At 71.2% G+C, this 10,239-nt stretch carries 9 protein-coding genes; 5 read left to right on the top strand and 4 right to left on the bottom strand.

All coding sequences use genetic code 11. The annotated features are described in order from the left end of the window. The first annotated feature begins 256 nt into the window (after nucleotides 1-256). Entirely contained in the window at nucleotides 257-1,492 is a 1,236-nt protein-coding gene (locus VFV89_RS12950; RefSeq protein WP_329706363.1) for an IS110 family transposase, read from the top strand. Between the two features lie 149 nt (nucleotides 1,493-1,641). After that, entirely contained in the window at nucleotides 1,642-2,610 is a 969-nt protein-coding gene (locus VFV89_RS12945; protein ID WP_329706362.1) for an ATP-dependent DNA ligase, read from the top strand. Between the two features lie 52 nt (nucleotides 2,611-2,662). On the opposite strand, the gene VFV89_RS12940 is transcribed toward VFV89_RS12945, so the two are convergent. Genes VFV89_RS12940 through VFV89_RS12925 form a run of 4 tightly spaced genes read right to left on the bottom strand, consistent with a single transcriptional unit; the run spans nucleotide 2,663 to nucleotide 7,358 of the window. Continuing rightward, nucleotides 2,663-3,850, bottom strand: a complete 1,188-nt coding sequence (locus VFV89_RS12940) for a bifunctional RNase H/acid phosphatase (RefSeq protein WP_329706361.1) — start codon at nucleotides 3,848-3,850, stop codon at nucleotides 2,663-2,665. Further along, nucleotides 3,847-4,620, bottom strand: coding sequence for a zinc ribbon domain-containing protein (locus tag VFV89_RS12935; protein ID WP_329706360.1), 774 nt, complete (start codon nucleotides 4,618-4,620; stop codon nucleotides 3,847-3,849). The genes VFV89_RS12940 and VFV89_RS12935 overlap by 4 nt, the downstream gene beginning before the upstream one ends. Further along, nucleotides 4,587-5,720 carry a Nif3-like dinuclear metal center hexameric protein gene (locus VFV89_RS12930; RefSeq protein ID WP_329706359.1) on the bottom strand — a complete coding sequence of 378 codons (1,134 nt, stop codon included), beginning with the start codon at nucleotides 5,718-5,720 and terminating at the stop codon, nucleotides 4,587-4,589. Before VFV89_RS12930 ends, VFV89_RS12935 begins: the two co-directional genes overlap by 34 nt. A gap of 60 nt (nucleotides 5,721-5,780) precedes the next feature. Continuing rightward, nucleotides 5,781-7,358, bottom strand: a complete 1,578-nt coding sequence (locus VFV89_RS12925; RefSeq protein ID WP_329706358.1) for an AMP-binding protein — start codon at nucleotides 7,356-7,358, stop codon at nucleotides 5,781-5,783. A 195-nt stretch (nucleotides 7,359-7,553) separates the two neighbouring features. On the opposite strand from VFV89_RS12925, the gene VFV89_RS12920 reads away from it, so the two are divergent. Genes VFV89_RS12920 through VFV89_RS12910 form a run of 3 tightly spaced genes read left to right on the top strand, consistent with a single transcriptional unit; the run spans nucleotide 7,554 to nucleotide 10,175 of the window. Then, nucleotides 7,554-8,027 carry a hypothetical protein gene (locus VFV89_RS12920; RefSeq protein ID WP_329706357.1) on the top strand — a complete coding sequence of 158 codons (474 nt, stop codon included), beginning with the start codon at nucleotides 7,554-7,556 and terminating at the stop codon, nucleotides 8,025-8,027. Next, a complete protein-coding gene (locus VFV89_RS12915; protein ID WP_329706356.1) occupies nucleotides 8,011-9,519 on the top strand; it encodes a HAMP domain-containing sensor histidine kinase in 1,509 nt (502 codons plus the stop codon). Before VFV89_RS12920 ends, VFV89_RS12915 begins: the two co-directional genes overlap by 17 nt. After that, on the top strand, nucleotides 9,504-10,175 hold the full coding sequence (locus VFV89_RS12910; RefSeq protein WP_329706355.1) for a response regulator transcription factor: 672 nt from the start codon (nucleotides 9,504-9,506) through the stop codon (nucleotides 10,173-10,175). The genes VFV89_RS12915 and VFV89_RS12910 overlap by 16 nt, the downstream gene beginning before the upstream one ends. Nucleotides 10,176-10,239: the final 64 nt, after the last annotated feature.

Below are 10,239 nucleotides of genomic sequence, written 5' to 3'. Positions count from 1 at the left end.
AAAAGATTGCTGGGGGCTGTCGTCGGGCGGGTGTCGGGTCACAGTGGTGGGGTGGTCGCCACGGTTGGACGCCGACGCACCTTGGTGCCGATGAGCCCGTGGCTGAGCTTGGTGGTGGAGGGCCCCACGTGGACCGTGGATTGTTGCTGTGAGCACGCGAGTCAGACTTCTGTTGCTGCTGCCCTCCCCGTGGTGGTCACTGCGGCGGAGGGTCCGCCGACCGGGCACCCCGGTGGGTGGGAGGGAGTTGAGCGGGATGGAAGTGGTGCATCCGCGGTGTGCGGGGATGGATATCTCCAAGGCCGACGCGAAGGTGTGTGTGCGGATCCAGGGATCTGGGTCACGGGCTACGACGAGCGAGGTCTCCACGTGGGGGTCGGTGACCCGGCAGGTGCTGGAGCTGCGGGACTTCCTGGTCGGCCAGGGGGTCACCCGGGTGGTGATGGAGGCGACCGGGGACTACTGGAAGCCGTTCTACTACCTGTTCGAGGACGCGCCGTTCGAGACGGTGCTGGCCAACCCGGTGCGGGTCAAGGCGATCAAGGGACGCAAGAGCGATGTCTCGGACGCGGCGTGGCTGGCCGACCTGGGGGCCCACGACCTGGTGTCGGGGTCGATGGTGCCCCCCGAGCCGATCCGGCAGCTGCGGGACCTCACCCGGGCCCGGGCTGGGCTGGTCCAGCAGCGGACCCGGGAGTACCAGCGGTTGGAGAAGTTGCTGGAGGACGCCGGGATCAAGCTGACCGTGGTGGCCTCGAAGATCACCCTGGTCTCGACCCGCAGGATGCTGGAGGCCCTGATCGCCGGGGAACGCGACCCGGTGGTGCTGGCCGACTTGGCCAAGGCCAAGCTCCGTACCAAGATCCCAGAGCTGCGTGAGGCGTTGGTGGGCCGGTTCAACGAGCACCACGCGTTCATGGCCCGGATGCGGTTGGACCTGATCGACCACCACGACCAGGCGATCGAGAAGCTGACCGAGCGGATCGAGGTGATGATCGAGCCGTTTCGTGCCCTCCGGGACCTGATCTGCACCATCCCCGGGGTCAGCGTCCTGGTCGCCGACGTGGTGATCGCTGAGACCGGCGCGGACATGCGCGTGTTCCCCACCGCCGAGCAGCTGACCTCCTGGGCCGGAGTGGCACCGGGGAGCAACGAGTCCGCGGGCCGCAAGAAGTCGACCAAGGCCCGGCCCGGGAACACCTACCTCAAGGCCGCGCTGGGCCAGGCCGCCGAGGCCGCGTCCCGGTCCAAGGACACCTACCTGGCGGCAAAGTTCCAGCGGATCGTGAAGCGACGCGGAAAGAAGCGGGCCCTGGTCGCGGTCCAGCGCAGCATCCTGAACTCGATCTGGCACATGGCCCAGACCGGGGAGGTCTACACCGACCTCGGTGCGGACTACTACCGCACCCGCGACCCCGAACGCACCCGACGCCACGCCATCGCCCAGCTCGAAGCACTCGGCTACCACGTCAACCTTCACAAGGTCGCCTGAACCAATTACGTCTATCTACGAGTCAGGTGCGAGGCCGTTCACGGGCGCTCGTACTGAGGTGCGAGCCTGCGAGCCTCGAAGGAGCCTCGAAGCCTCCGCAACGAAGACACCCGGGGTTCCGGGTAACCGTCCACAGGCAGACTGTGCGGATGGCGAAGGACGACCCGGAGCTTGCCGGCGTGAAGCTCTCCCACCTCGACCAGCCGGTCTTCGACGGCGCGGGGGTGACCAAGGGCGACCTGGTGGGCTACCTCGACGCGGTGCAGGAGCGGATGCTCCCCGAGCTGCGCGACCGGGCGCTGTCGGTCGTCCGCGCCCGGCCGGGCCAGGCGCCGTTCATGCAGAAGAACCTGCCCAAGTACGCCCCCGACTGGATCCTTACGACGACGGTCTGGGCGAACGCCTCCAAGCGCGAGGTCCACTACCCCGTCTGCAACGACCGGCGGACGCTGGTCTGGCTGGCCAACCAGCGGGCGGTGGAGTACCACCCGGCGCTCGTCCGGGTGGACAGCTGGGCCCAGACCCACCTGATCCTCGACCTCGACCCGCCCGACGACGTCGAGCCGGCCGACGGGTTCCGGATGGCGGTGGCGGCGGCGCTGCTGGTCCGGCAGGCGCTCGCGGACGCCGGGCTGTCGGGTGGCGTGAAGTTGAGCGGCGCCAAGGGCGTGCACGTGTTCGTCCCGCTCACCGAGGGCCAGGAGATCCCGGACGTCGCCGCGGCGACCAGGGCGCTGGCCGCGCGAGCCGCGCGCCTTGACGAGGCGGTCGCCACGACGGAGTTCGTCCGTGAGGAGCGAGGCGGGAAGGTCTTCGTCGACTCGACGCGGGCCGGCGGCGCGACCGTGGTGGCGGCGTACAGCCCGCGGGCGCGCCCCGGCCTGCCGGTGTCGTTCCCGGTCATCTGGGACGAGCTGGAGCAGGTGCAACCGTCCGACTTCACCGTCCTCAGCGCGATCGAACGGCTGGGCGCGGACTCCTGGGCCTCGGCGATGGCCGAGCCGCAGCGGCTGCCGGACGACCTCGTCGCCGAGGGCCACGAGATCCCGATCGCCCGGGTGGTCGCGATGCACGAGGGGAAGCGGCGTAAGCGGGAGGGCTCCCGTCGAACGTCGTGAAAGTGCTGTGGATCAGTCCCGACGAGAGCACGTCGCGTCACTCGACGAAGGCTCACCAGGCCGACGATGCAGGCGAGAACGCGTCGTCGCCAGGCGGCCGGGCGTTGTAGAGCCGCATCGAGGCGGGCGTCATGCCGTCCACCTCGGGGAAGAACGACAGCACCGTCACCGACGCGGGGCTGAGCTGCATCCGGAAGACCGATTCCAGCGGTGCGGTGAGCGCCCTGGCCACCATCGTCTTGATCGGCGTGACGTGGCTGACCACGACCACCGTCTTGCCGGCGTGCCGCGCGAGCAGCCGGTCCAGCCCGGCCAGGACCCGCTCCTCGACCTGCCGGAACGACTCACCACCGGGAGGGGCGACGTCCAGGGAGCCGCGCCACGCCTCCAGCGCGGCCCGGTCCCGCTCCGCGACCTCGGCGAGGGTCAGCCCGTCCCAGCTGCCGAACTCCATCTCCGCGAAGCCGGGCTCGAGGTCGACGGTCCGGCCGAACCGTTCGGCCAGGATCTCGGCGGACTCCAGCGTCCGGCGTACGGGCGAGGAGACGACGGCCTCGACCCCTTCGGCGATCGGGGCCAGCCAGTCGGCGGTGGCGCGGACCTGGGCCCGGCCCTCGTCGCTCAGTCCGGGGTTGGCGCTCGCCAACCCCCCGGAGAACCGCTTCTCCACGGTGTGCGGCGTGGCGCCGTGGCGGACCAGGAGCAGCGTGGTCGCCGGCCCGGGCGGCCCCCAGCTGCTGGGCGGAAGCACCGGCGACGCGGCCTCCTCCTCGGCGGTCTGCGGCTCGGGCTCGTCCACCAGGGCCGCACCGGCCGCGGTCACACCGCTCCGCTTCCCGTCGAGCGCCTCGTTGACGAGGCGGTCGGCGTGCTTGTTCGACTCGCGCGGGACCCAGGTGTACGTCGTCCCGAACGGCGCCAGCCGGTTGGCCTCCGTGGCCAGCGGCTTGAGGTCGGGATGCTTGATCTTCCACCGGCCGGACATCTGCTCGACCACGAGCTTGGAGTCCATCCGAACCTCGATGTCGGCGTCCGGGGCGAACTCCTCGGCCAGCCGGAGTCCGGCGATCAGCCCGGAGTACTCGGCGACGTTGTTGGTGGCCACCCCGATCGCGGTGCCGTCCTCGGCGATGACCTCGCCGGTCTCGGCATCGCGCAGGACCGCGCCGTACGCCGCGGGGCCGGGGTTGCCGCGCGAGCCCCCGTCGGCCTCGATGATGACTGAGCGAGGAGAGGTCACAGCCCCGACTCGGGCGTGCGGACCAGGATCCGCTGGCACTCCTCGTGCCGGATCACCTCGTCGGGAGCGGCGGCCCGGATCGACGCCAGCTCGGCCGGGTCGAGGGCCAGCCGGCACCCACCGCACTCGCGGGCCCGGAGCGCCCCCACGGCGACGCCGCCCTTGGACGCGCGGAGCCGGTCGTAGAGGGCCATCAGGTCAGCCGGGATCCCGTCCGCGGCCGGCCCGCGCTCCTCGGCCACCTTCCGCAGGCTGTCGTCCAGCTCCTGGGTCTTCTTGTCGCGGGCCTCGCCGAGGGCCGCCAGCCGCTCGTCGGCCGCCGCGACCTGGTCGGTCAGGGAGTCCAGGTCGCGCTGCGCGTCCTCGAGCCGGGCCATCACCTCGAGCTCCTCGTCCTCGAGGGTGGTGATCCGCCGCTGCAGCGACTCCAGCTCGCCCTGCATCCGCTCGAGGTCCTTCGGGCTGGTGATCAGCCCCTGGTCCATCCGCTGCTCGTCCCGGACCTTGCGGGACTTGACCTGCCCGACGTCGGCGTCGACCTTGGCCTGCTCGGCGGTGAGGTCGTCGACCGCGATCTGCGCGTCGCGGCGCCGGCCGTCCAGCTCGGCACGGCCGGCCGTGAGCGCGGCGATCTCGGCGATCTCGGGCAGGTTCTCGCGCTGGTGGCGCAACTGGTCGGCGCGCGAGTCGAGCTCCTGGAGGCCCAGCAGGGCGAGCTGGGCGGCGGGGTCGGCTTTCAGCGCTCTTCTCCTGTGTGTAGTGCTGTCCACGGGTCGGAGCAGATGGCGCTGACCCGGGTCTCCACCGTATCGCCCAGCGCCTCGGCCATCTTCCGGGCCACGACCGGCAGCCAGGTCCACTCGGCGGCCCAGTGCGCCACGTCGACCAGGGCCGGCCCGTCCTGCTCGAGGAACTCGGCCGCCGGGTGGTGCCGCAGGTCGCTGGTGACGTAGACGTCGGCGTCCGTCCGGCGTACGGCGTCGAGCAGGAAGTCACCTGCTCCTCCGCACACGGCCACCCGGCGTACGACGCGGCCCGGGTCGCCACCCACCCGGACTCCGGTCGAGGTGCGCGGCAGCGCCTCGGCCACGCGCTGGGCGAACTCACCGAGCGTGGTCCCGGCGACCGTCCCGATCCGTCCGGTACCGGTGGCGGCGAGGCCGGGGTCGGCGAGCTCGACGACGTCGTAGGCCGGCTCCTCGTAGGGGTGCGCGGCCAGCAGTGCGGCGACGACGCGGGACCGCGCGGGCCGGGGCAGGACGCACTCGATCCGGACCTCGTCGACCACCTCGAGGCTGCCGACCTCCCCGATCGTGGGGTGGGCACCCTCCCGCGGGCGGAACCGTCCCTCGCCCCGGCTGGAGAACGACGCGCTGTCGTAGTCGCCGATCACTCCCGCCCCCGCCGCACCCACCGCCTCGCGGACCAGGTCGGCGTGGGCCACGGGGACGTAGGTCGTCAGCTTGTCCAGCTGGTCGTTGCTGGTGGCGATGACCGGCTCGAGATCGGTCAGCCCGACCGCGCGGGCCAGCGCCTCGGAGACCCCACCCACCGCCTGGTCGGCATTGGTGTGCGCGGTCAGCAGGGCGCACCCGGCGTCCTGCAGCGTCCCGAGGGTCCGCCCCTTCGGCGTGGTCCGGGCCACGCCGTGCACGCCCTTGAGGAACAGCGGGTGGTGGGTGACCAGCAGCTGCGCGCCCCACTCCCCCGCCTCGTGGGCCACCGGCAGAACCGGGTCGACGGCGAACAGGACCTTGCGGACGTCCTGCTCCGGGTCACCGGCGACCAGGCCGACCGCGTCCCACGAGTCCGCGGTGGCGGGCGGGTACCAGCCGTGCAGCAGGTCGACGAGCTCGGCGAGGGTGGGCACACGGCGAGGCTAGTGCTTCGGTCAGTGGGTGCCCGCGCGCGGCCGCCCACACGTGTGGGTTCAGTTGACCTGGCGCTCGCGGCCCTCCCAGTACGGCGCGCGCAGCTTGAACTTCTGCAGCTTGCCGGTCGCCGTGCGCGCCAGCTGGTCACGGAACTCCACCGAGGTCGGCGCCTTGTAGCCGGCCGCCCTGGCCTTGCACCACGTGATCAGCTCGGCCTCGGTGACCTCCGCACCCGGAGCGAGGACGACGAGCGCCTTGATGGTCTCGCCCCACTTCTCGTCGGGTACGCCGATCACCGCGACCTCGGCGACCGCCGGGTGGGAGAAGATCACGTCCTCGACCTCGATCGAGGAGACGTTCTCACCGCCGGTGATGATGACGTCCTTCTTGCGGTCGCTGATGGTGAGGTAGCCGTCCTCGCCGATCGTGCCGCCGTCGCCGGTGTGGAACCAGTCGTCCTTCAGCGCGCGCTCGGACTCCTCGGGCTGCTCCCAGTAGCCCTCGAGCACGACGTTGGAGCGGGCCAGGACCTCACCGGTCCCGTGGCTCCCCTCGTCACCGGCGTCCTCCGAGACCTCGACCTTGAGGGAGACCCCGATGGCGGGCATGCCGGCGCGGGTGAGCTTCTCGGCACGCTCCTGGGCCGACAGGTGGTCCCACTCGGCACGGGTGCGGTTGACCGTGAGCAGCGGCGAGGTCTCGGTGAGGCCGTAGATCTGGATGAACTCCCAGCCGAGCTCCTCCTCGACCCGGGCAACTGTCTTCGTGGGCGGCGGCGCGCCTGCCATGATGATCCGCACCTTGTCGCGGCCGGGGATCTCGCCCTCCCAGGTCTGCGCCGCCTCGAGCACGGCCGCGGCGACGGCCGGGGCCGCGCACATGACCGTGACGCCGTACTTGTCGACGCGACGCAGGATCTCGGCGCCGTCCACCTTGCGCAGCACGATGTTGGACACGCCCAGCCCGGTCATCGCGAACGGCATGCCCCAGCCGTTGGCGTGGAACATCGGCAGCGTGTGCAGGTAGACGTCGCGGTCGGTGACGCCGGCGTGCAGCGCGAAGGTGACCGCGTTGACCCAGATGTTGCGATGGGTGATCTGGACGCCCTTGGGCCGGGCGGTCGTGCCGGAGGTGTAGTTGATCGTCGCGGTGGCGTTCTCCCCCTCCATCCCGGGGGGCTCCCACGGCTTGGGCTCGGAGCCCTCGGGCGCGTAGAGGTCATCGTCGCGGCCCAGCACGAGCCGGTGCTCGGCCGCGACGTCCTGCAGCGAGTCGTCGAGCTCCGGGTCGACGTAGAGCACCTTGGCGCCGGAGTGCTCGACGATGTAGCGCACCTCGTCGGGGCGCAGCCGGAAGTTGATCGGCACCAGCACCCGGCCGTAGCCGGACACGCCGAAGAACGACGTGAACAGCCTCGCGCTGTTGTGGCTGACCACGGCCACCCGGTCGCCGAAGCCGACGCCGAGGCTGTCGAGGTGCGCGGCCTGTCGCCGGGCGAGGTCGCCCACCTGCCGGAAGGTGAGCTCGCCGAGAGAAGGCGCGGGCTGGTCGGGCTCGTCGACCACGCCCACCCGGTCGCCGTAGACCTGCACGGCACGATCGATGAAGTCGGTGACGCTGAACGGGACGAGCACGGAAACCCTCCTCCTGGCGCAGTCTGTGACCCGATCCACACTAGATGACTGGTTGTCGGCCGGTTGCCGTGCCGCGACGACTGCCAGCACGGGAACGGCGGCCACGGCCCGGCTCGGTGGGCCGTGCGGTGGTGGATGAGAAGGCTCTCATCGGATTCTCACTCCGGGCCTACCTCTTGGGATGATCGTGGTGCCATGCGCAGCTTCTGGAAGGTCTTTGCCGCGCTCGCCCTGATGCTCCCCCTGGGAGCCTTCGTGGCGGGCACCCTGGTCGCGTCTGCGGCCGACGACCCACAGCCGCGCCAGACGATCATCATCGACGACCAGAGCGGTACGCCGAAGCCCTCGCCGAGCGCCATGCACGACCAGGGCGACGACCAGGGCAACGACCAGGGCGACGACCACGGCGACGACCACGGCGACGACCACGGCGACGACGACGGCCTCACCGAGGTGACCCCGACGCCGGACAGCTGGGACGACCACGGCGACGACCACGGCGACGACCAAAGCGACGGCCATAGCGACGACGACTCCGGCGACCACGGCAGCGGGTCGGGCAGCAGCGGTCCGGGGAGCGGGTCAAGCAGCGGCTTCGGCTCCAGCCACGGTGGGTCGGGCAGCAGCGACGTCAGCGGCCACGGCGGTGGTGGTGGCAGCGACGACTGACCCTCATCAGGCCAGCAGCGCCCGACCCGAGCGGTCGGGCGTCTCGGTCCGCGTCCGCATCACCGCGGCGGTCGCACTGCTCACGCTGCTGGCCCTGAGCGGCGCCGGACTCATCGTCTACGTCATCGAGTCCCAGCGCATCGACCAGGCGATCTCGGACCGGGTCGACCAGCAGTTCAAGGAGTTCGACAAGTTCCAGCAGGCCCAGGGCGCGTCGTACACGACCGTGGGCGACCTCCTCGACGCCTTCCTGCGCTCCCAGGTGCCCGACGACAACGAAGCGCTGGTGTCCTGGTACGACGCCGGCGACGGGGAGGGCCCCGGGCCTCAGAGCGTGTCGTCCCACGGCTACACCGGCGATGACGCCGCCGCGTTCCGCAGCGCCGCGAACAGCATCGCCACCGACAACGGCACGACCAAGCTCGAGGACCCAGAGGACGACCTGATCCTCAACGCCCAGACCGTCGAGCGGGGCGGCGAGACCGGCGCGCTGATCGTGGTGACCTACTACGGCGACGCCCGCTCGGGGCTGAGCGACACCATGAAGACCTACGCCGTCGTGTCGGTGCTGTCCCTCATCGTCATCACCGGCTTCGCGGCGGCCCAGTCCGGTCGACTGCTCGCCCCGCTGCGGACCCTGCGCCAGACCGCCGACGAGATCAACGACAGCGACCTCTCCCGGCGCCTCCCCGAGACCGGCAACGACGACATCACCGCACTCACCCGGACCTTCAACCGCATGCTCGACCGGCTCGAGGCGGCGTTCGTCGGGCAGCGGCAGTTCCTCGACGACGCCGGCCACGAGCTCAAGACCCCACTCACCGTCCTCCGCGGCCACCTCGAGCTCCTCGACGTGGGCAGCCCGGAGGAGATCGCCGCGACCCGCGAGCTCCTGCTCGACGAGATCGACCGGATGTCGCGGCTGGTGGGCGAGCTGATCCTCCTCGCCAAGAGCGACCGGCCCGACTTCGTCACCCGCCGCCCGGTCGACCTCACCGGGCTGACCGTGGACACCCTGGCCAAGGCACGCGGCCTGGCGGACCGCACCTGGACTCTCGACGAGACCGCCAGCGTCACCGTCGCGGTCGACGAGCAGCGACTCACCCAGGCGCTGCTCCAGCTGTGCGACAACGCCGTCAAACACACCTCCGTCGGCGACGTCGTGGCGCTCGGGTCGTCCTACGACGGCGCCACCGCGCAGCTCTGGGTCCGCGACTGCGGGCCCGGCGTGCCGCCCGAGGACCGCGAGCAGATCTTCGAGCGGTTCGGCCGCAGCGTCGTACCCGAGTCCGACGAGGGGTTCGGGCTCGGCCTCTCGATCGTCAGGGCCATCGCCCAGGCACACGGGGGCACCGTCTCGTTGGTGGACGAGAAGCCCCACGGCGCGCGGTTCGTGATCACATTGCCCATCCCCGGCGTTGAACCGATCGAGCCCGGCGACCGTAGTCAGGGCGAGACCCAAGAGGAGTTCAGCCTGTGGCCCGCATCCTGATCGTCGAGGACGAGGAGCGCATCGCGTCCTTCGTCTCGAAGGGGCTCGCCGCTGACGGCCACCGCACGACGACCGTCGCCGACGGGCGGATCGGTCTGGACCGCGCCCTCAGCGGCGAGTTCGACCTGATGGTCCTCGACATCGGGCTGCCCGGCATGGACGGCTTCGAGGTGCTCGACCAGCTGCGCTCCCAGGGCTCGAGGCTGCCGGTCATCGTCCTGACCGCCCGCGACTCGGTCGGGGACACCGTGTCCGCGCTCGAGGGCGGCGCCGACGACTACATGCCCAAGCCGTTCCGCTTCGCCGAGCTGCTGGCCCGGATCCGGCTGCGGCTGCGCACGTCCGCCGACAACGGCGGCCCCGGCCGCGACGACGTCCTCGAGGCCGGCGGCGTCCGCCTCGACGTCCGCACCCGCCGTGCCACCGTGGGCGAGCGCGAGCTCGAGCTCTCCGCGCGCGAGTTCTCCCTGGCCGAGACCCTGATGGTCAACGCGGGCCAGGTGCTCTCCCGCGAGCAGCTCCTCGACCAGGTTTGGGGGTTCGACTTCGATCCGGGCTCCAACGTCGTCGACGTCTACATCGGCTACCTGCGCAAGAAGTTCGGCCCGTCCGCGATCGCGACGGTGCGCGGGATGGGCTACCGCTTCAACAACTGAGAACTGACCCCACCGCGCCGCTGGTCGAGCCTGTCAAGACCTCCGCAACAGAGGCACCCGCTCC

Source organism: Nocardioides sp., from assembly GCF_036274455.1.
Classification (GTDB): domain Bacteria; phylum Actinomycetota; class Actinomycetes; order Propionibacteriales; family Nocardioidaceae; genus Nocardioides.
The sequence above is the reverse complement of the archived record's forward strand: the minus strand, read 5'-3'. Positions and strand labels throughout refer to the sequence as shown.